Origin of the sequence: Microbacterium sp., from assembly GCF_031178525.1 — a bacterium.
In the GTDB taxonomy this organism is placed as follows: Bacteria; Actinomycetota; Actinomycetes; order Actinomycetales; family Microbacteriaceae; genus Microbacterium.
Genome location: NZ_JAPSJA010000018.1, coordinates 1 through 20,779, shown reverse-complemented (window position 1 = coordinate 20,779; position 20,779 = coordinate 1). Strand labels below are relative to the sequence as shown.

At 72.3% G+C, this 20,779-nt stretch carries 15 protein-coding genes; 2 read left to right on the top strand and 13 right to left on the bottom strand.

The window, feature by feature from the left end; genetic code table 11:
- The coding region (locus tag RIF89_RS02745) for an acyltransferase (RefSeq protein WP_309067627.1) at nucleotides 1-1,013 on the bottom strand (1,013 nt) is incomplete at its 3' end.
- A 304-nt stretch (nucleotides 1,014-1,317) separates the two neighbouring features.
- Between RIF89_RS02745 and RIF89_RS02740 the strand changes: the two genes are divergently transcribed.
- On the top strand, nucleotides 1,318-3,492 hold the full coding sequence (locus RIF89_RS02740; RefSeq protein WP_309067626.1) for a hypothetical protein: 2,175 nt from the start codon (nucleotides 1,318-1,320) through the stop codon (nucleotides 3,490-3,492).
- 17 nt (nucleotides 3,493-3,509) lie between these two features.
- On the opposite strand, the gene RIF89_RS02735 is transcribed toward RIF89_RS02740, so the two are convergent.
- The 11 genes from RIF89_RS02735 to RIF89_RS02685 all read right to left on the bottom strand — a co-directional run bounded on the left by RIF89_RS02735 (nucleotide 3,510) and on the right by RIF89_RS02685 (nucleotide 18,567).
- Nucleotides 3,510-4,391 carry a DUF6492 family protein gene (locus tag RIF89_RS02735; protein ID WP_309067625.1) on the bottom strand — a complete coding sequence of 294 codons (882 nt, stop codon included), beginning with the start codon at nucleotides 4,389-4,391 and terminating at the stop codon, nucleotides 3,510-3,512.
- Nucleotides 4,388-5,749 carry an O-antigen ligase family protein gene (locus RIF89_RS02730; RefSeq protein ID WP_309067624.1) on the bottom strand — a complete coding sequence of 454 codons (1,362 nt, stop codon included), beginning with the start codon at nucleotides 5,747-5,749 and terminating at the stop codon, nucleotides 4,388-4,390. The genes RIF89_RS02735 and RIF89_RS02730 overlap by 4 nt, the downstream gene beginning before the upstream one ends.
- Nucleotides 5,746-6,675, bottom strand: a complete 930-nt coding sequence (locus RIF89_RS02725; protein WP_309067623.1) for a hypothetical protein — start codon at nucleotides 6,673-6,675, stop codon at nucleotides 5,746-5,748. The genes RIF89_RS02730 and RIF89_RS02725 overlap by 4 nt, the downstream gene beginning before the upstream one ends.
- Nucleotides 6,672-7,352, bottom strand: a complete 681-nt coding sequence (locus tag RIF89_RS02720; RefSeq protein WP_309067622.1) for a hypothetical protein — start codon at nucleotides 7,350-7,352, stop codon at nucleotides 6,672-6,674. The genes RIF89_RS02725 and RIF89_RS02720 overlap by 4 nt, the downstream gene beginning before the upstream one ends.
- Nucleotides 7,349-8,584, bottom strand: coding sequence for a glycosyltransferase family 1 protein (locus RIF89_RS02715; protein ID WP_309067621.1), 1,236 nt, complete (start codon nucleotides 8,582-8,584; stop codon nucleotides 7,349-7,351). The genes RIF89_RS02720 and RIF89_RS02715 overlap by 4 nt, the downstream gene beginning before the upstream one ends.
- Entirely contained in the window at nucleotides 8,581-9,765 is a 1,185-nt protein-coding gene (locus RIF89_RS02710) for a glycosyltransferase family 2 protein (RefSeq protein WP_309067620.1), read from the bottom strand. Before RIF89_RS02710 ends, RIF89_RS02715 begins: the two co-directional genes overlap by 4 nt.
- Nucleotides 9,766-9,846: 81 nt before the next feature.
- Entirely contained in the window at nucleotides 9,847-11,310 is a 1,464-nt protein-coding gene (locus RIF89_RS02705) for an oligosaccharide flippase family protein (protein ID WP_309067619.1), read from the bottom strand.
- A complete protein-coding gene (locus RIF89_RS02700; protein WP_309067618.1) occupies nucleotides 11,307-12,554 on the bottom strand; it encodes a glycosyltransferase family 4 protein in 1,248 nt (415 codons plus the stop codon). The genes RIF89_RS02705 and RIF89_RS02700 overlap by 4 nt, the downstream gene beginning before the upstream one ends.
- Complete coding sequence (locus RIF89_RS02695) at nucleotides 12,551-13,669, bottom strand: DegT/DnrJ/EryC1/StrS family aminotransferase (RefSeq protein ID WP_309067617.1); 1,119 nt, start codon at nucleotides 13,667-13,669, stop codon at nucleotides 12,551-12,553. The genes RIF89_RS02700 and RIF89_RS02695 overlap by 4 nt, the downstream gene beginning before the upstream one ends.
- A gap of 48 nt (nucleotides 13,670-13,717) precedes the next feature.
- Nucleotides 13,718-17,425: a hypothetical protein gene (locus RIF89_RS02690; protein WP_309067616.1), complete on the bottom strand. Its 3,708-nt coding sequence runs from the start codon at nucleotides 17,423-17,425 to the stop codon at nucleotides 13,718-13,720.
- A 74-nt stretch (nucleotides 17,426-17,499) separates the two neighbouring features.
- On the bottom strand, nucleotides 17,500-18,567 hold the full coding sequence (locus RIF89_RS02685) for a Gfo/Idh/MocA family oxidoreductase (protein ID WP_309067615.1): 1,068 nt from the start codon (nucleotides 18,565-18,567) through the stop codon (nucleotides 17,500-17,502).
- 108 nt (nucleotides 18,568-18,675) lie between these two features.
- On the opposite strand from RIF89_RS02685, the gene RIF89_RS02680 reads away from it, so the two are divergent.
- Nucleotides 18,676-19,290 (top strand): acyltransferase, encoded by a 615-nt coding sequence (locus tag RIF89_RS02680; RefSeq protein WP_309067614.1) that lies wholly within the window; start codon nucleotides 18,676-18,678, stop codon nucleotides 19,288-19,290.
- Nucleotides 19,291-19,389: 99 nt separating this feature from the next.
- Here the strand turns inward: RIF89_RS02680 and RIF89_RS02675 are convergent, their stop codons facing one another.
- Nucleotides 19,390-20,445, bottom strand: a complete 1,056-nt coding sequence (locus RIF89_RS02675) for an NAD-dependent epimerase/dehydratase family protein (RefSeq protein ID WP_309067613.1) — start codon at nucleotides 20,443-20,445, stop codon at nucleotides 19,390-19,392.
- Between the last annotated feature and the right edge of the window lie 334 nt (nucleotides 20,446-20,779).

Sequence of the window (20,779 nt, the reverse complement as noted above, 5' to 3'; positions counted from 1 at the left end):
AGTGCCAGCGGCAGCTCGAGCACGTCGGCGATGAGGATCATCCAGGCGAGGATCATGCCGTGCAGCAGGTAGAACGAGAACGACCAGCTGCCGAGCATCACGGACAGCGGGTGCGAGAAGACCGACCCCCGCTCCTCGATGTCGGACGTCGCGAGCGCGAGGATCATGAGCGTCAGCGGCACGATCGTCACCGCGATGATCTGCAGTCCCGGCGGCGCGAAGGACGCGCCGATCACGGCGGCCACGGCGAGAGCCGTCGCCGTCCACACCGGGATCCGCACCCGGAGTCCCTTGCGGGCGAGGAAGCCGAGGGCGACGCCCAGCAGGAACTCGGGCACGCGCATCGGCGGGAAGACATAGACGAGCCACTGCACCACCGGGTCGCCCCACAGGAGCGTGGCGACGATCCCGATGACCACGGCGAGCGCGGTGCACGTGGCGGCGACGCTCCAGAGGAGCACGGCCGAGGCGCGGTGCAGCAGGATCGCGACGAAGGGGAAGATCGCGTACATGAAGGCCTCGCAGGACAGGCTCCAGAACACGGCGTTTGCGGCGAAGTGCGCCATCGGATCGGGGAACCACGCCTGGATCAGCGTGTACGGCAGGAGGTTGAGCGGCGAGAAGCCCGCGTAGGCCAGCGACACGACGATCGCGGCGGTCACCGCCACGAAGTAGGCCGGATAGATGCGGGCGAAGCGGCGACGGTAGAACGCGCGCGCGGTGTCGCCGGCGCGGTGCGCCCAGGCCATGATGAAGCCGCTGAGCACGAAGAACATCGACACCATGGACATGCCGGCGCCGAGGAGGCCCGGCTCGGCATCCGGCAGCAGCACGATCGCATGGCACGCGAAGACGACCGCGCCGCCTGCGAACCGCACGCCCGCGAGCGAAGGGAGGAGCGAGCCGCTCGCGGCCGGAGCGCTCGTGGTGAGGTCCTGGGGCTTTCGCTCCCCGACCGCCCGCGTGGCGCGCAGGCTCCGGCGGGTCTCGCCGTCGACCTTGATCTCCGTCATCGTCCATCCTTGTCCGTCCCGCACCGCGGAACCGCTCACGGGTGCCGGCATGCGCCGACACTCCCCTCTCCGTGACCACAGGGAGTTCCCAGGCGGGCGTGCCGATACATGCCGAGCGCCCGGCCTGTCCCGGTCAGCGGCAGCCGACGCGCGAAGGCGACCGTGTCCGACGGCCGCATGGGCATAACTGCCCACACAGCACCTTGGTGCGTGCCGATCGACGGCCTAGCATGGCAATGCTCCCCAGCGAACTGTCCGACGAGCGGTACACCCGTCCGCTTGCCCGTCGTCTGGAGGATCGAGCATGGCCCCCGCGCACGCAGCGCAGTCCGGTGCCGCCCGATGGTACGCGCGCCTCGCCGTCGCGACGCTGAGCGTCGTGGCACTTCTGGTTCCATCGTCCCTCGCCGTCGCGGCGTCCTCGGCCGAGGAGGTCTCCGACCCGTCGGAGCTCACGACGGAGGCCTTCCTCTTCGGCGGGCAGTCACGGGACGACCTGCTCGCCTCCGGCTGGGACTTCACGGCGCGCACCGCTTCGGGCGAGCCGCGCGACACGGAGCAGCCGGACGGACTCATCCCCTCGTCCTGGGGACTGCGGATCACCGCGGGACCGGGCGATCTGTGGCAGGACATGAACAACACGCGCAACAGCCTGTTCCGCGACCTGCCGAGCGATTGGACGCGCATCGACGCGAACCTGATCTTCGCTCCTCGTGCCAATTACCATCAGGCGGGCATCGCGCTGTACGGCGACGACGACAACTACGTGCTCCTGGCGCGCAACCATCACAGCGGTGTCGGAGGGCAGACGGTCTCCTTCATCGCCGAAGCGGATGGCGAGCCCGCCCAGACCGATGCGCCGGCGACGGCGGCCTTCGTGACGCTCCGCCTGGAGCGGTCGGGCACGGCGATCTCCGGATCGTTCTCGACCGACGGCGGCAGAACGTGGGTCGACGCGGGGACCACGCAACGGGACATCGCTGCGCCGCGCGTGGGCGTGATCGTGGGCGCCGACGAATCGCGCGGTGGGAACCCCTCCGCGACGGTCCGCGATGTCTTCGTCACCGCGCCGAGCACGACACCGACGCCGACCCCCACCGCCACGCCGAGTCCGACGGCCGATCCCACGCCGACACCGGACCCGACACCGGATCCGACCCCGACACCGGATCCCACGTCCACACCGGACGCGACACCGACGCCGGATCCCACCCCGACGCCGACGATCACCCCCTCACCGACAGCGACGCCCGATCCGGAGCCGACGCCGTCGCCGACGCCCACCGTCACGCCCACTCCGGGCCCGACGACGCCTCCGCCGGACCCCGGCAGCGCACTCGACCTCCCCACCGAACCCTGGTACGGCGGCCCGTCGTACTACGCGCAGTTCCCGAACGCCGACGCGGCCGGCTGGGACGAGGACACGTTCTTCCCGATCGCCGTGTTCTATGGCAAGCCCGAGCACGCACCTCGGCTCGCCGCGCTCGGCGTCAACACCTACATGGGCGCCGAGTACGACGGATCGCCGATCAGCGACGTCACCGACGCCGGGATCTCCGTGCTCGCGCAGGGCGAGTGGACCGACGCCGACGTCGCGGGCAACCGCCGCGTGGTCGGCTGGCACCTCTCCGACGAGTGCGAGATGGGGTACGGCGTCTGCTCACGCGCAGAAGACCAGTACGGGCGTCTCGCCATCCATCGCGAGCTCGCGGCCGAGTACAGCCGCAAGAACGACGGCCGCTTCCTGCAGGCGAACTTCGGCAACGGGGTGCTCGGAACGTGGTGGTCGCCCGACACGATGCCGGGGCACCTCGAGCTCGTCGACGTGTCGAGCGTGGACAAGTACGCCTACACGAGCCCCCACGTGCAGGCCCTCTTCCGCGGCTCCCCCTTCTGGCCGCTCGGCAAGAACCCCTCATCCGCGGGTGCCTACGGCTGGCAGCAGGACCGCATGGAGACGTTCACGCCGGGTGCCGCCAAGCCGAACTGGGTCTTCGTCGAGACCGCGAAGCCGTATCTCACGGAGCTCGGCGCGGGCACCATCAGACGCGACCAGATCGGCGGGGCCGTGTGGAACGCCATCATCCACGGCGCCTCCGGGATCGCCTACTTCCAGCACAACAACGACGGCTGCGGCAACTACTCCCTCGTCGAGTGCTCGCAAGAGCTCAGAGACGGCGTCGCGGCGATCAACGCCGAGGTCGCCTCGCTCGCGCCGGTCATCAACACCCAGACCTACGTGTGGGACTTCGGTCCGCGGCTGGACACCGCGCTGAAGGTGTACGACGGGGACATGTACGTCTTCGCGATGACGGACGGACAGGCCGGCCGGCGGACCTTCGAGCTGCCACCGGGCACGACGGGCGACACCGTGGAGGTGGTCGGCGAGGACCGCACCCTTCCGATCGACGACGGCGCCTTCAGCGACTCCTTCCACGACGAATCCACGCACCACGTGTACCGGATCCCCCTGGGCTGACCCGGCCCCCGACCGGGTCAGCGGGCGATCGTCTCCGTGATGCGCGCGATCTCCTCGCGGCGCAGGTCCATGGCTGTGCCCGACTTCGCCGAGACCATGACGGCGGTGTCCGACGGCCGCAGGCCGTCGAGGAACGCGCGCATCTGCGGGCGATCGAACGTGATCTCGTCCGGCTGCGTCAGGCAACGGGTGTCGTCCGTGTGCACGACGCGGGTCTGCCTCGCGAGCACCTCGTCGACGAACACGCCGTAGAGCACCATCTCGGAGACGTGGAGCTCCCGTCCGATGACGCGCGCCCATGGCGCGCCGCCCGCGACCGCCGAGATCCGTTCGAGCATCATCCGCACGACGCGCGGGCTCCACGGACACGGCCAGCAGATGTAGTCGTGACGGGTGGGTGCTTCCGACGCCGGCAGACCGAGGAGCCGGCGGGAGACGTCGTCCCAGAGGATGTGCCGCGGAAGCCGGGAGTCGACGACGTGGGGCAGGCGGTACAGCAGCTCCCCGTCGTCCGGCGAGAGGGCGCCGAACGGACGCACGAACACGACGTCCGAGTCGACGACGAGCACCTCGTCGGCCGTGCTCGAGGCGGTGGCGGCGAGCTTCACGAGCTGCTGCGCGACCCAGCCCCGCACCGGCGGCCACGGTGCGCCGACGTCGATCCAGCCGTTCCATCCCGGCACGCGTCGCAGCGTGCGCGGCAGCACCTCGGCCACGTCGTGCACCTCTACCCCGTCGCCCCGCAGCTGAGCGAAGAGCCCGAGATCGCGACGCGGCACGAGCAGCCGGTGGCGGGTCCCGGGCGGCGCGAACCGCCGCGCGCTGGCGACGAGGTCGCGGCAGAGTTCGAAATCCGGTGCGTAGCTCGGCGTGATCAGCTCGAGCGTGCGAGAGGTCATGCGTCCTGCTCCTCACGTCGCGGCGGCCGGATGTGGGCGTCCGCGGCGCCGATCGTCCTGATCGCGCCGGCGAGACCGATCAGCACGAAGAACATGCCGGCCGACATGGGGAAGCTGAGCCCGTCGAAGAAGGCGAACAGCACGAGCGAGGTGAGCAGCGCGGCGACGACGCCGCGACCGAGCGATGCGACGTCGGAGTAGGGCGAGCGTCGGATGGTCGACACCGCGCTCCACATCGCGGTGAACGCGAACACCACGAAGGTGAACAGGCCGAGGAGGCCCAGTTCGAGCAGGATCAGCACCCACTGGTTGTCGAAGATGTAGTACCGCGGCAGGAACGTGCCGAAGCCCAGCCCGATCACGGGGCTCGCGGCGAGGAACTCCGGCACCTGCGCGAGGGCGTTCGTGCGCGACAGGGTGGACGGGTCCCTGTCGGACCCGGCGAACAGCTCCACGACCGTGCCGAACATCCCCGGCACCACCGCGACGATGCCGACGGCCGCGATCACGCCCCCTGCCGCGACCACCCAGCGATACACGACGGGAAGAGCGGGCAGCGATGCCACGACGGCCACCACGACGCCGATGATCGCCGAGCGCGACACCGAGATGAGCGCCGCGATCGCGATCAGCGCGGCGGGGATCCAGGTCCACGGCAGTCGGCCGCGGCCGGCATGCGCCCTCGTCAGCCCGAGCGTGATCGCGAGCGGGAGGATGGAGCAGATCACCGCGGCATACTCCAGCGCATGCGTCGCCGTGCCCGACGGCCGCAGGAACGCCCCGCGGGCGCCGGCGCCGCTCGCCTCGACGGAGATGCCCGGCACCTGCGTCAGCCACTCGAGGAGCGACCGCCCCGTCGCGAACTGGGCGATGCCGAGGACCGCCAGGCCCGCCCCGATCCACACGATGCGGGCGAGAAGACGATCGGCATCGCACAGGGTGCGGATGCCGTCCATCAGCACCAGCACGACCCCGCCCCACGAGAGCAGCCGGATCACGGCGGAGATCGCGACGGTCACCTGGTCGTCCGGCTGGCCGCGCAGCATGGCGGCCGCGAAGCTCACGAGCACCATCACCAGCAGCGCCACATAGGCCCAGCGGGCGGGCTGGCTCGCTCGCGAGACGTCCTCCGAACGCGCCTGCAGTCTGGCGATGGCCCACCAGAGAAGCAGCAGGAGTCCCCAGATCAGCGCCGGCCGGCCCAGCCCGCCCAGGGGCGAGATCGTCACATTCGACGGCACGATGCACAGCAGCGCGACGTACACCGTGACCATGGTCAGGGCCGTCCCCGTGCGCGTGCGTCCCGCGACGGCGCGATCCGCCCGCAGCGGCGGGGGCAGGGCGACGACCTGGCTCACCGGTTCCCCTGCCGCCGCGCTCCGATCGGCGCGCTCTCGGCCAGCAGCAGCCGGTCGAGCGCCACATCGACCTCGGCGAGGTCCTCACGATCGGCCGGCTGCGCGCCGTCGGCGGACTTCGTCTGCTTCTCCGGCTCGCTCTCCTCCGAGGAGGGGCGCACGACGGAGGCCTCGGGCGCGTCGACGATCTCGGTCTGCGGCTCGTGCGGATCGTCGACCTCGGCGGCCTCGGCCGGTGCCGGTTCCTCCGCCGTCGCGCGGCGCTTCGCCTCGGCGCGTGCGCGGCGCTCCTTGCGGGCGACCCGGACCCGCCGGCGTCCGCGGTGCCGCACGAGTCCGTCGACCGCTGCGGCGAGCAGCAGCGCCAGCAGCACCGCGCCGCCTCCCGCCCCCACCGTGTACAGCGCCCGGTCGCGGTAGTTGAGCTCGCTCTCGTCGGTCACGGCGAGCGTGGACACCGTGACCTTCGCGTCCTCGGTCACCTCCTGCTCGCTCTGCAGGTCGTCGAGCACGTCGACCGTCTGCCGCAGCATCGTGTCGATGATGTCTGCGGCGGCCGCGTCGCTCGGCGCCGTCGCCGCGATGAGCACGACCGGCCCTGAGGTGCTGGGATCGCGCGTTACGCTCACCTCGGATCCGGGATGTGCATCCGTCGCCTCCCGCGCGACCTGGGGCGCGTTGAGGGCGCCGACCGTGACGTCGGCGGCGGTCGTCAGCCCGCCCAGGTACAGGAACGGGTTGGGCTCGCCCTCTTCGGTCTCCGGCAGGGTCGCCGCACCGGGAAGCAGCAGCTGCGTCGCCGTCCGCTCGTACATCGGCGGAGTCGTCACCCACATCCAGCTGGCGAGGCCTGCGGCGACGATGATGCCGGGCAGCACGATGTACCAGCGGCGGCGCAATCCCCGCAGCGTCTCGGCGATGTTCATGTGTCTTCCTCCCTCGGGCCGCCCCCTGCGGCCCTCGTCTCATGGCCGCGCGCGAGCACGCGGTCGGTGCCGACCGCGGCCGCAGCGGCGGCGAGCACTCCCGCGGCCGTCATCGCCGCGAAGGCGGCGAGCTGACTGAGCCGGTTGGGTGCGATCTGCTCGATCCGCAGGCTGAGCGGGTCGATGTGCGTCGCGATGTCGACCTCGGCGCCCTGCGGCTGGTGCGCCGCGACGCTCTCCGCGATCCGCGCCAGCGCATCCCGTTGGCGGGTCTCGACCCAGTCCTTCGTCGGTCCCACGAGCTGCACGACGATCACCGCCACGCCGTAGCTCGGCCCCCACTGGCTGCCGTGGTCGAGCAGCCCCACGAACATGCCCTCCCGGAGCCCCGCACCGTAGTACGGCGCGTCGGCAGCGGAGTAGCGCACGACCTCGCGCACGCCGCCCACATCGGCGGCGACGGCGCCGGCGAACGCGATGACGTCCTCGTCGACGAGCGAGTTGGCGGGCGTGAGCGGCGTCTCGTAGCCATAGGTGAAGGACACCGCGGTGCGGGTCGTGAACACGCCGTCGGCCGATGCCGCGAGCAGCGCGGTGAGGCCCGCCGTCACGGCGAGGATCGCGACCACCGCGTACCAGCGTCGCCGCATCGCGCCGAGCAGACCCCGCAGCGTCACGGGGCCACCGCCTCCGCGGGGACCGCGTCACGGATCTCGCCGCGCACCTCGTCCTCGATGATCCGGAGGACCTCGGTCTGCGCGCGCTCCCAGCCGTCCGGACGTGCCGTCGTCGAGGCGAAGCGCGCCCCCGTCTCGCGGTCGGGGCGATCGACCACCGCGGCGAGCGCCTCCGCGATCCCGCCCGGTGTCGGGCGCGCCCACGCGACAGCCGCGCTCGGAAGCCCGGCGCGCGCGTACTCGTTGTCGCCGATCACGGGCACGACGCCCGCCGCGAGCATCTCGTCGGCGATGAGCGTGATGTTGGTGAACGACAGGGCGACCCCGGCGACGCATCGGGCGTAGAGGTCGTTGAGCTCGGCGGGCGTCAGCCTGCCGTGCTGGGTCGCGGCGAACGGCAGGTCGGGCAGCCGGTCGCCGTACGTGTGGATCGGCACGTCGGGCCGCGCCGCGTGGAACCGCGCCAGCGCCAGGCGGGTGAGGTCCCAGCCGCGGCGGGCCACGCCCGGCCTCGCGAACGCCACGACGCCGTCGCGCGTGGCGTTCGGCGTCAGCCGGTAGACCGAAGTGTCGCAGCCGAAGGTGACGACCTCGGCGAGCACGCCGATCTCCTCGCGCAGCGCGCGCGCGACGGTCTCACCGAGTGCGATGCAGCGGAATCCGAACCGATAGCTGTCCTCGGCTAGGGCCGAAGCGGCACCGCGCGGGTGGAACCAGGGCTCATAGTCCTGGATGAAGTACAGCCGCCGCATCGGCGCGGTCCCCCGCGTGGCGAGCACGTGCGCGGTCTCCCAGGAGGAGGCGACGGCGGCGTCGACGCCGGTGATGCCGTCGTCCGCCGACCGCACCTCGGCGCGCATCCGCGGCCACCACGCGCGGATGACGCCCTCGTGGCGCCTCGTGTCGCCGCCGTAGTAGTCGGTGAGGAAGAGGATGCAGCGGTGCCCCGCCGCCTCAGCGGCCTCCACCATGCGGAAGAGGGTCGTGTGGCCGCCGGATCCCGGCCCGGGAGGAGTGAGCACCCAGCCGATCGTGAGCGGAGCGCCCTGCGGCGGCCTGTCCGCGGGCGCGGCGAGGTCCAGCAGCCCGGAGTCGGCGATGTCCTCGTCGTGCAGGGCGATCTCGGGCGCCGCGGCGCCGATCCGGTCGGACAGCCGTCGCACGGCGCGGCGGGCGAACTCCCTGGCCCCCTGACGGGCGAGCACGCGGGCGCCGGTGCCCAGCGCGCTCACGCCGCACTCCACGCGGACACCGGCAGGGCGGCCGGGACGGCGGAAGAGGTCGCGGTGGGCGTGACCGGCACGATGCGGAGCGGCTCGTACACGCCCGTCCGGCGCCAGCGACGCCATCGCGCGTTCGACCAGCGCCGGCGCAGCACGAGAGGCACGAACCCGGAGATCCGCGCGGCGGCGTGCGGCCACGTCGACGCACGCCGCCACGCGGACGCGAAGCCGCCCCCCTCGCGGGTGGCGAGGATGCCGGCGTCGAGCTCGAGCGCCAGGGCGCGCAGCTGCTCGGCCGTCTCCGTGATCCTGCCGCGGTCGACATCGCGGCGCGCGTAGCGCAGGGCGGCGAGCGCGACCCCGCGGCGCGCCGCCAGGCGCAGCGAGTCCGATCCCGCGAGCTGGTCGCACAGCGTCTCGAACGCCGCGTTCGCCTCGCGCAGGAAGACCATCGGCTCGTGGGCGTGCGTCGACAGGCTGCCGTCGTGCTCGCGGTGCCAGGCCTGGTCGCATCCCTCGAGGTAGGCGACGTCGGCGTGCGCGGCGATGCGCAGCCAGTGCTCCATGTCGTGCGTGTGGGCGAGTTCGCGCTGACCGCCGATCTCGTCGAGGATGCTGCGGCGCATGACGACCTCGGGGGACGTGATCACGTTGTCGCCGGAGGCGCAGCGGGCGGCGAGCCACGCGTGCCCCTGCCACACCGTCCACGCGGTCGCTCTCGTCCGGGCGGGGCCGCGGCCGTGGAGGAAGTGCAGCGGATGTCCGTAGACGAGACCGACCTCCGGAAGGTTCTGCAGGACGGCGGCCGCACGCTGCAGCGCTCCGGGCGTGAGCAGATCGTCGGCGTCCAGCCGCACGAGGTACTCCCCCGTCGCCGCCGCCAGCCCGCGGTTGAACGTGGCGACGGGGCCGCGATTGACCTCGTTCGCCAGGACGCGAACGCGTTGATCCTGCGCCGCGAGCCGGCGGATCACTGCGAGGCTGTCGTCCGTGGAGGCGTCGTCCACGACGATCACCTCGACCGCGACCCCGCCCTGGCTCAGCGCGCTGTGCACCGCCTGCTCGACGTAGCGGGCGTAGTTGAAGCATGGGATGACCACCGAGACCGTGGCCTCCCGCAGCGGCGGCTCCGGCGCCAGGCGCACCGCCTCGAGCGCTGCCGCGTGCGCGTCGTGGATCCTGCGTGACATGTGTCCCCCTCCGTCCTTGAGCAAGAGCGGGAGCGGAGCGGGGTGATACGCCACGCGCGAAGTGTCCGGGCGGCGAGGGCCTCAGCCGACGCGCCCGAGCTCGCGCGCCGCGTCGCGCTCGCCCGCCGGCTGCGTCTGAGGTGCGCGCAGGCCGCGCACGCGCGTGCGTCCCCATCTCCACATCAGCGCGAGGTACACGGCGACGGCGCTCGCGCCACCGGACAGCAGCTCGATGACGGCACCGTCGACGAGGTGGCTCACACCCGCCGCGACGCCGCCCGCGGCGATCGCCGCGACGGTCGGCCACGCCATCTCCCGAAGAACCGACCGGACGCGCACCCGTGCCATGCGCAGCATGACCGCGAAGGCGGGAAGCACGACGAGCACCGCCACCCCGATCTGGGACAGCCCGGCTCCGACGATGCCGTAGAGATGCGTCGCGGGGATGAGCGCGGAGATCAGTGCGACGGCCCACGCGCACTGGATCCAGAACACCAGGCCGGACCTGCCACGGGAGTAGAGGAAGCCCGTGGCGACGTCGAACAGCACGCGGATCGCTCCGAACGCGCCGAGGGCCGCCAGAGCGGGCGCCGCGGGGAGCCACTTCTCGCCGTACACGACGCCGATCACCTGCTCGCTCAGGACCGCCAGCACCACGCCTGCCGGGAAGGCGCCCGCCCAGGCGATGCCCGTGACGCGCGCCAGCATGTCGTCGGCGTGGTTCTTTCCCGCGCTCGAGAACAGCGGGAGAGAGATGGATCTCACCATCTGCGACAGCGCGCTCATCGGCCAGTTCGAGACGTTGAAGGCAAGCGTGTAGAAGCCGAGCGCCGTCACGCCGACCACGGTGCTGATCACGACCTTGTCGGCGCCGAGCAGCAGCCATGCGACGAGGTTCGCGAGCGCGACGGGTGCGCCGAAGGCGACGATCGGTCGCAGCAGCGCGAGATCCAGTCCGAACCGCGGCCTCACCTTCGCCGCGACGAACTGCAGCACGAGACTGACCGCCTGCGCGCTCACCCTGCCCACGGCGAGGCTGACGACTCCCCATCCGAGCCCGATGAGCACGAGCGTCACGGCGGTCGAGACGACGAAGTCCACGGCCGAGATCGCGAACAGCTCGCGCTGCTGGAAGCGCCGCATCAGCAGCGCGTAGGGCACGACTCCCGCGCCGCCGAGCACGACCGTCACGGCGAGCACGGCGATCGCCGGCGCCGCGTCGGCGCTGCCGAGCAGTTCGGCCAGCGGCGCCGCCCAGAGGATCGCACACGTCGTGATGGCCGCTCCCAGCACCAGCCCCAGCGTCGCGATCGTGGGGATCTTCGGCTCGGGATCCTCGCTGCGCACGATCTCGGCGGACAGCCCCAGATCGACGAGCGTGAGCAGCACCGCCTGCGCCGCCAGCGCCACCGCATAGATCCCGAACTCCTCCGGAGTGAGGATGCGGGCGAGGATGATGCCGACGACGACGCCGCCGAGACGCAGAACGATGTTGCTCATTCCGCTCCAGCCCGCGGCGGCGGCGACGCTGCGACGCGCGGTCATGTCGCCGCCGCGCTCGCCGGCTGCGGTCCCGCCGCACTCTGGGCGCGTCGCGCACGCCAGCCGTACAGCGTGCGCGCCGCGTAGAACTTCGGCAGCCGCGCGGTCGTGCCCAGCGCCCGCAGCGCCGAGGCCGTGCGCCGGCCCCCGCGCGCATGCACCTCGGTGTACAGATCGGCGAGCTGACGCGCGCGTGCCTGCAGGCTGTACCGCTCCCGCACGATCCGCCGACCGAGGGCGCCCAGGCGCGCGCGCTCATCCTGTGACATCTCCAGGAGCCGCTTCAGGAGGTCCGCACAGCGCCCCACGCCGTCCACGCCGTCCGCGAGCCCGTACCACCCCTGCGCGAAGAACGTGTGCTGCGTCGTCTCGTCCAGGAGCGACCAGAACGCCTGCTGCCCCTGCACGAGGAGCGGCTTCCCGAAGGCCATGGCGCGCAGCGCCGATCCGCCCATGCCCACGGCGATGTCCGCCGCGCGATAGTACGGCCGGGGGTCCGACCGCTCGCCGAGGAGCACGACGACGTCGCGACCGGCTTGGGCGTTGGCGGCCGCCACGGTCCGCTCGAGTTCGGGGCGGAGGGGGCCGTCGCCCACGACGGCGACCCGGAACCGGTGATCGCGGCCGAGCCGCCCAGCGGCTGCGGCGAGCGCGTGCAGGCCCTCGATCTTCAGGTGCGCCGAGATCCTGCTGACGACGACCACGAGCAGTTCGTCGTCGTCGGCTCCGCATTCGCGGCGCGCCGCCGCGGCGCGCTCGTCCGACACCGTGTCCGGAGAGAACGAGGTCGTGTCGACCGGGACCTCGAGCAGGTGCAGGTCGGGACGCTCGGCGCGCTCCTCCTCGTAGATCGAGTTCATGCAGACGGTCATCGGCAGGGACTTCGGCAGGAAGTACGTGACCTGGACGTCGTTCTCCGATGCCAGCATGGGGGTGCCGAGCAGGGTGTTGGGGCCCAGCATGGCGTCCATGGTCGTCGGCCACTCGTACGAGTGCACGAGGTCGATGTCGAGCCGTCGCACGAGCGACGTCATCTCGCGGATGCGGCGCGGCGAGGGTGCACCCAGGTTCAGCTTCGTGAGGTGCAGCTCGAGCCCCCGTGCGCGGGCGTCGTCGACGAGCACGCCGTCCGGCGCGTAGACGGCGACGTCGAATCCCGGCATGTTCGCCACGGCCTCGGCATACTCGAGCGCGTTGATCTGGCTCCCGCCGATCTCGAAGTGATGGGGCGTGACGAGAACCCTCATCCGCGCGCCCCCGCCAGCGACACCGCACGCACGAGAGCGTCGGCGACCTGCTCCTGCTGACCGGCGGTCAGGTGCGGGAACATCGGCAGCGACAGGATCCGGTCGCCGGCCGCCTCGGCGACAGGGAACTGTCCCCGGGAGTAGCCGAGATCGGCGTAGGCCGCCGTCAGGTGCAGCGGGTGGGGATAGTGGATGGCCGCGCCGATGCCGGCCTCCGCGAGCGCCGCCATGACGCGCTCGCGATCGTCGACCTGCACGATGTACAGGTGCCAGACATCGACGTTGCCCGGCCGCGTGACCGGCGTCGCGACCCCCGGGAGGTCGCGGAGCAGCTCCGCATACCTCTCGGCCGCCGCACGGCGAGCCGCGTTCCACGCGTCGAGCCGCCGCAGCTTGGCGCGCAGCGTGACGGCGTGGACGGCGTCGAGACGGGAGTTGACGCCGACGTGGTCGTGCACGTACTTCACGGTGCTGCCGTGCGCGGCGACCGAGCGGACGTACTCGGCGATCCGGTCGTCGTTCGTCAGCACGGCGCCCGCGTCGCCGCTCGCGCCCAGGTTCTTGCCCGGGTAGAAGCTCGTCGCGGAGACCCGCCCGACCGCGCCCGCGCGTCCCGCCGGCGACGTCGCTCCCTGAGACTGCGCGCCGTCCTCCACGAGCACGAGGTCGTGCCTCGTCGCGATCGCGGAGAGCGCGCCGAGATCGGCCGTCTGCCCGTAGAGGTGGACGGGCGCGATCGCCCGGGTGCGCGGGGTGATCGCCGCCTCCACCGCCTGCGGATCGATCAGCAGGTGCTCGTCGACGTCGACGAACACCGGCACGGCTCCGGTCCGCGACACCGCCTCGGCCGTGGCGATGAACGTGTTCACCGGGACGATCACCTCGTCGCCGGGGCCCACGCCCACCGCGCGGTATGCGAGCTCGAGCGCATCCGTGCCGTTTCCCACGCCGATCACATGACGGACGCCGCTGTACGCGGCGAACTCCTGCTCGAAGCCGGCGACCTGCGCACCGCCGATGTACTCGGCGTCGGCGAAGAGCCGGCGCCACACGGGCAGCACATCGTCGGCGATCTCGGCCGCCTGGGCCTTCAGGTCGAGAAAGGGAACGCTCATTCGGATCATGTCTCCTCGTCGGGGCGGGGTTCGGGTCGGGCCGGGCGGTCAGTCGGTGCCCGATGCGGCGGGCGTGGTGACGGTCACGCTGCGGATGGTCGCCACGGGGGCGGTGCCACCGGACTCGTTGGCGCCGACGATCACTCCCACACGCGGGGAGGCGATCTGGCGCGTCACGGAGCCGAGGTCCGACCACGTCGTGCCGCCGTCCGTCGAGTACGCCGCGGAGATGACGCCGCCCGTGCGCTGCAGGCGCAGCAGCATCTCGGTCTGCGGCGTGACCGCGATCCCGGGCGCCGTCGCGGCGCCGCCGGACTCGGTCACGAACACCGTGCGGTTGCCGCCCAGCCACGAGTTGTAGTTGCGCGTCACCTGCACGTAGTCGTCGTCCGAGCCGTACACGACGAGGCCGGCCTGCTGGTGATTCGCCGAGGGATCGAAGCGCAGCGACAGTTCGACCGCAGACCAGGTGCCAGGAAGGTTCCGGAACACGCTGTTGCGCGTGCTGTTCAGCCCGCCCCACAGGTCGCCCGGCCCGGCCGCGATCTCGAGTCCGTCCGCGCCGTATGTGACCCCGGCGGTCTGCTCGGTGTCGCGAGCGGTCCCGCCGGCCGTGCGGGCCAGGAAGTCCCACCCGGCCTGAAGCAGCGCGGGGCGGTTCAGGCCGCCGAACGCGAAGACCTGGCGCTCCGGAACCGGATCCGGATCGGGATTCGGGGCGGCGACCGTCACGCCCGCGTAGTGCAGGGTGGCGAGCGGGTTGCCCGACGTCGAGCCGGTGACGTTCACCGCCAGGCGCGCGTTCAGGATGTCCCGTCCCACGGTGCCGACGGTCTGCCAGGTCGCGCCCTCATCCGTCGACACGAGCCCGGTGATCGTGCGTGCCGCGGGGTCGCGATCCAGCCGCAGCGTGAGCTCCGTGGCATTCGTCATCCTGCGCGGCAGGTCGGCGGCGGTGCCGCCGGTCTCGCTGATGAAGGCGACCGCGTGGCCACCCACGCTGGAGTTGTGCGCACGGGTCAGCTCGACGTAGTCGTCGTCATCCCCGTAGAGCACGATCCCGGCGTGCTGATAGTCCGCGGTGGGCGCGAAGCTCAGCCGGACCCGTGCGCTCTCCCAGTCCTCCGGCAGATCACGGAAGAGCGTGTTGCGGGTGTTGTTCGCCCCCTGCCACAGGTCTCCCGTGTCCACGGGGATCCGCAGACCCGACGAACCGTACTGCACCGTCGGTCCCGTCGTCTGCTCCGTGTCGCGGGCCGTCCCTGAGGCGCGCCGCGCGAGGAAGTCCCAGCCGTCCGCGAGCAGAGCGGACCGGTTCGCGTAGTCGAACGGCAGGATCTCCTCGCGGTCGCCCGGCTCGGGGATCGGCACCGGCGTCTGCGTCGGCGGTGGGGTGGGCGTCGGGGTGGGCGTGGGCGTCGGCGTGGGCGTCGGGGTGGGCGTGGGCGTGGGCGTCGGACCCGTGCCGCCCGCGGTGATCCGCACGTCCGAGAACGTCGCGGACGGCAGACCGGCCGGAGAGGCGCCGGTCACCAGTGCGAGCCGGGCCTGGCCGACCGGCGCCGTGAACGCGCCGACCTCCGTCCAGGTCGCACCGGCGTCGGACGACACCTCTCCCCTGATCGAGCCGCTGACCGCGTCACGCGTGAGCTTCAGCTGCACGGTCGTCGCGCTCACCGCGACCCGATCGGCCGCGGCGGCGCCGTTCGCCTCGCGCACGAGCGCGACGCCGTTCCCGCCGCCCCCGTTGAAGACGCGGGTCAGGGCGACGTAGCGATCGTCGTGCTCGTAGATCGCGATGCCCGCCTGCTGATTGCCACGGTCGGGGTCGAAGGTCACCTGCGCCTGCACGGTGCTCCAGGCCTGGGGCAGGTCGCGCAGCAGGGTGTCCCGTGTGTCGTTCGCACCGGCCCACAGGTCACCGTCCCCCACGGGGATCCGCACGCCGCGTGACGTGTACCGGATGGGAGCGCTCGAGGCGGCGCTCTCCGTGTCGCGCGTCGCACCTCCCGGCGTCCGCGCGGCGAAGTCCCATCCGTCCGCCATCAGCGCGGTCCGGTCGGCGTAGTCCATGGGCAGGATCTCCATGCCCTCCTGCGCGACCAGGAACGTGACGGGCACCTTCAGGACGTTCGCGCTGCCGGTGGACGTGAGCGAGATCGAGGCGCGGTGGACACCGGCGCCGAGGCCCTCCGGATCGGCCTGCACCGTGACGGCGCCGGCGCCGGTGCCCGACGCGGGCGACAGCGCCAGCCAGTCGGCGTCGTCGTGCGCCTGCCAGGACAGCGTTCCGCTGCCTCCGTTGGCGATCTGCAGCGTCTGAGCGGGCACGTCCTCGCCCGACTCGGCGGAGAAGCGCAGCGCGGTCGCATCGGCGGTCACGCGGGGCGGCGGGGCGCTCGTCAGCGCGACCTCGACGCGCTGGGACTGCAGCGCGAGCGGCGTCGAGAACGTGACGGTGGCGGGGCTCCCGGACGTCGTGAACGGTCGCGACGCCCCGCCGACCTTCACGTCGGCGGCATGCTGCCCCGGAGGCAGCTGCACCGTGAACGTCACCTGGTCGTCGGGCCCGACGGTGGGCTCGAACTGGCGCAGCGGCGACGTCGGCAGCGCGAGGCGGCGGATGTCGAAGCCGAGCGAGCCGCTCGTGGCGGTGTAGCCCGAGACGACCGTCCGATCCCGCTGCAGGATGTAGGTCGTCACAGCGCCCATCGGCGCGGTCCAGACGTCGTGATCGGCGACCGAGGCGATCGTTCCGGCGTCGTTCGTGAAGTCGTGCAGGACGAAGTGCGCCCATCCCCCTTCGGCCTCGGCGCGATCGACGATCGAGGTCAGATCGGCGGGCGGCAGCGGCTCGTGCTCGGGGGAATTGAAGCTCTTGAGGTTCATGAAGTCCGCGGGCGTGGGCGACTCGAGCTCGTTGATGTTGTAGCCTCTGGCGGACAGGTAGTAGTTCGACGCGACGACGCCGTACTCGATGTCGCGGAAGCCGCACGGCCACACGAGCGAGATCACGTCGTGGATCGTGCCGGTGGCCATCACGGCGCCGTCGATGTTGTCCTCGATCTCGTCGACGAGCGTCGAGCGCCCCACGCGCTCGCAGTAGTGGCTCACGAGGTGCGAGCCGAGTTCGTGCCCTTCCGCATGCAGCTGCGCATACCGCGCGGGAGGCGTCGTGCCGTTCATCACGAACGTGCCGCGCGCGTCGCTCTGCGTCAGCTCGACGGCACCGGACGAGCGGCCGTCGTCCGTCGACACGCTGAAGGCGCCGGCGTGGTCGTCCCGCCAGGTCGCGACGCGCACGGGGACGTCGGGGTTCACGACCGCGGCGACGGCGACCTGTGCGGATCCGGCCTGGCCGGCGACGGTCACGGCGATCGAGGCGTCGTGCACGCCGGCGGGCAGCGCCGCGCAGTCGACGGTCGCGGTGATCTGCGCCGGCGTGACGCCGGCGGCGGCCGAGAGCTGCACCCAGGGCACGCTGCTCGAGGCCGTCCAGTCCAGCTCCCCGGCACCCCAGCTGACGATGGACACCGTCTGCTCGGCCGCGCAGGCCTGACCCTGGACCGCGGCGAAGGCAAGCTGCGACGGCGAGACCTCGAGGTCGCCCGCCTGAGTGCTGGCGGGCGCGACGGCGGCGGGTGCGACGGCCGCGGGCACCGCGGGGACCGCCGCCGCCGGAAGCGGAGCGGCCGCGGCGGGAACGCCGGCACCCGTCACCGCGACGCCGCCGGCGCTCAGCACGACGGCGAGCACGAGCGCGAGCGGAGAACGGCTTGGTCTGCCGCGCCGAGCCTCCCGCCGTGAAGGGTCCCGCGCAGGAAGGTCGCTCACGCGGGCACTCCCGCCGCGGCGGGCTCGTCGAGGTCGGCCACGACGCGCCCCACGGGCACCGGCACCCCGGAGCGCTGAGCGCTCTCCGACGCGGCGGTCAGAATCGACAGGACGCGGAGTCCGGCGCTGCCGTCCGTGCGGGCGTCCCGCCCCTCTCGGATGGCGGCCGCGAACTCGGTGACGACGCCGCCCAGCGCTTCGCGCTCGGGAAGCGCCGGCGACCACGTGTCGCCGAGGCGGTAGGACACGCGCGCGGTCTGCGCGTCGTCGGCGCCGATGTCGACGCCGCGGTCGAACACGCTGAGCCGCTGCTGCGGGTTGAGGTCGTCCCAGACCAGCGTCCGGCGCGTGCCGCCGATCACGAGACGACGGATCTTCGTGGGGCTGAGCCAGTTGACGTGGATGTGGGCGATCCCGCCGCCCGGCAGCTGCATCGAGAGATATCCAATGCACGCCCGGCCGGTGCCGAGCGGATCGGCGCCCCGTGCCGTCACATCGGTCGTGGGCAGGCCACCGGGCAGCACGAAGTCGAGGATCGACAGATCGTGCGGCGCGAGGTCCCACAGCACGTCCACGTCGGGCTGCACGAGGCCGAGGTTGATGCGGGTGGAGTCGACGTACAGGATGTCACCGAGCGCTCCCTCGGCGATCATGTCGCGGACGCGCAGCACCGCCGGCGTGTAGCAGTAGGTGTGATCCGTCATCAGCACGAGACCGCGCTCGCGGGCGCGGGCGACCATGTCCGCCCCCGCCGCGTCGCTGTCGGCGAGCGGCTTCTCGACCATCACGTGCTTGCCCGCATCGAGAGCGCGGCACACGAGGGCGTGATGCGTGCGCGCGGGGGTCGCGATCGCGACGGCGTCGATCAGAGGATCGGACAGGATTTCGTCGATGTCGGTCGTGACCGGCGCGCCGCCCACCGACTCGGCCACGCGCCGCGCGCGCTCCCGGTCCAGGTCGCACACGGCGGCGAGGTTCCAGTCGTCGGAGGTGCGGAAGTTGCGGGCGAGGTTCGGGCCCCAGTAGCCGGCGCCGATGACCGCCGCGTTGTATCTCCCTGTCACGGTCTCACTCCTTGTGCGTGGGTGCTGACGCGCCCGATCAGATGCCGACCATCACGGTCTGCGCAAGAACAGAGGGGCCCCGTGGGGCCCTGATACGAAAGGACCGAGATGTCCCCCTCCCCCGTCATCGCGGCGACGGCCGATGTGTCCCCCGACGCCGTCATCGGCGATCGCACGCGCGTGTGGCACCTGGCGCAGATCCGCGAGCACGCACGGCTCGGCGCGGACTGCATCGTCGGTCGCGGCGCCTACATCGGTCCGGGCGTGGTGATGGGAGATGCGTGCAAGGTGCAGAATCACGCGCTCGTCTACGAGCCGGCCCGGCTGGGCGACGGCGTGTTCATCGGACCGGCGGTCGTGCTGACGAACGACGAGTTCCCGCGCGCCGTCACCCCGGACGGACACCTCAAGAGCGCGGACGACTGGCACGCTGTCGGCGTCACGATCGAGCAGGGCGCGTCGATCGGCGCCCGCGCGGTCTGCATCGCCCCCGTCACGGTGGGCGCCTGGGCGTTGGTCGCCGCGGGCGCCGTCGTCACGAAGGACGTGCCGGCGCACGCCCTGATGGTGGGCGTCCCCGCTCGTCGCATCGGCTGGGTCGGACGCGCGGGCCGCCCGCTGGAGCACAACGGCGACGAGTGGATCTGCCCCGCCACGGGAGAGCGCTACCGCGAACAGGACGGCGCGCTCGCCGCGGTCGATCTGTCCGTCACCTCGGCGTGATCTCGACGGGCGGCGCGTACGCGCGCCGCCCGTCGGGTCGGTGCCTGCCCGCCGAAGGGGCGAGCGATGCGGCGCGCCCCGCCCGCCGCCCGAGGCGTGTCAGGCGAACTGGCCGCCCGCTGCGAACCCGGGCAGGATCGAGCGCCCGGCGACCCGCTCGCGCCGCTCCAGGCGGGCGAGGATCTGCTGCGGCGTGCTGAGGCGGCCGCGGAACCAGCGGACGAGGTCGGCGACGCCGGCCTCGAAGGGCATTGCAGCCGTGAAACCCGTCAGCTTGTGCACGAGCCGGCCATCCCCCACCAGGTGCTTCGCTTCGCCGGGACGCGGATCGATGTGGAGGGGGACCAGGTCGGGGCGTCCCACCAGCCGGGCCACCGTCTCGGCCAGCGCGCCGAGGGAGATCTCCCGTCCCGAGCCGAGGTTCACGGAGCGTCCGATCGCGGCGTCGCACTCGGCGATCGTCGCCAGGCCGCGCGCGAGATCCATCACGTGCATGAAGTCGCGCGTCTGGCGCCCGTCGCCGGGGACGAGCGCGGGCAGACCGCACAGGTTCCGGAGGATCGTGAGCGGAAGCATCTCGCCGCTGTCACCCTCGAAGTGGCTGCGGGGCCCGTACGCGCTGAAGGGACGCACCACGGTCGTGGGCAGACCGTGCTCGCGGTGGGCCGCGCGCACATACGCCTCGCCCGCGAGCTTGGATGCGCCGTAGGCGGTCGCGGGGCGCGTCGGGTGTCGCTCGTCGACGCGCGTGCGCTGCGAGGAGCCGAAGACGTCGCTCGTGCTGACGTGCACGAAGCGCTGGACGTGCGCGGTCCGCGCGCGCTCGACGAGACCGAGGGTCGCCGTCGCATTGACATCGTGGTTCTCGACGGGGTCCTGCGCGGCCTGCCTGGCGCTGAGACACGCGAGATGGAACACGACATCCGCATCGTCCACCGTTCCGAGCCCCGCCTCGGTGCGGATGTCGGCCTCGACGATCCGCACGCGCGGATCGGATGCCCACCGCAGGACGTTCGCGCGCCGTCCGTTCGCGAACGAGTCGACGATCGTGACCCGCGTCGCGCGGCGGCGATTGACGAGTTCGTCGACGAGATGGCTGCCGATGAAACCCGCGCCGCCCGTGACGACGATGCGCGCCCCGGCAAGGGACGTCATGCGATCGCCCCGGCGCCACGCGACGCAACGCTGAGTCGCTCTGCCACGAAGTTCTCCCCGCTCGTACGCGGGAGCATGACGCGCCCGCCCTCACCGCCGCGGATGCGACCGGCGAAGTGAGAGAGCGCAGAAGGCGTGTGCTGATACGGTCGCCGGCGAGCCGGCCCGGCTCACGCCTCGAAGTGGGGCGTGATGAACTCGCGCAGGTCGCCGTCGACGCGCACGACGAGCCGCACGGTGGACAGGCCGGGCTCGACGTCGGCGAATGCGAAGCGGCCCTCGCCGCCCATCTCCGCCGCCCATTCCCTGTCGCCCTGCGACAGGCGCGCCGCGA

Excerpts from the sequence above, each read along its gene's own strand:
- RIF89_RS02725 (WP_309067623.1), bottom strand. The coding sequence starts at position 6,675 with ATGAACATCGCCGAGACGCTGCGGGGATTGCGCCGCCGCTGGTACATC.
- RIF89_RS02740 (WP_309067626.1), top strand. The coding sequence starts at position 1,318 with ATGGCCCCCGCGCACGCAGCGCAGTCCGGTGCCGCCCGATGGTACGCG.
- RIF89_RS02705 (WP_309067619.1), bottom strand. The coding sequence starts at position 11,310 with ATGACCGCGCGTCGCAGCGTCGCCGCCGCCGCGGGCTGGAGCGGAATG.
- RIF89_RS02700 (WP_309067618.1), bottom strand. The coding sequence starts at position 12,554 with ATGAGGGTTCTCGTCACGCCCCATCACTTCGAGATCGGCGGGAGCCAG.
- RIF89_RS02710 (WP_309067620.1), bottom strand. The coding sequence starts at position 9,765 with ATGTCACGCAGGATCCACGACGCGCACGCGGCAGCGCTCGAGGCGGTG.
- RIF89_RS02695 (WP_309067617.1), bottom strand. The coding sequence starts at position 13,669 with ATGAGCGTTCCCTTTCTCGACCTGAAGGCCCAGGCGGCCGAGATCGCC.
- RIF89_RS02735 (WP_309067625.1), bottom strand. The coding sequence starts at position 4,391 with ATGACCTCTCGCACGCTCGAGCTGATCACGCCGAGCTACGCACCGGAT.
- RIF89_RS02680 (WP_309067614.1), top strand. The coding sequence starts at position 18,676 with ATGTCCCCCTCCCCCGTCATCGCGGCGACGGCCGATGTGTCCCCCGAC.
- RIF89_RS02675 (WP_309067613.1), bottom strand. The coding sequence starts at position 20,445 with ATGACGTCCCTTGCCGGGGCGCGCATCGTCGTCACGGGCGGCGCGGGT.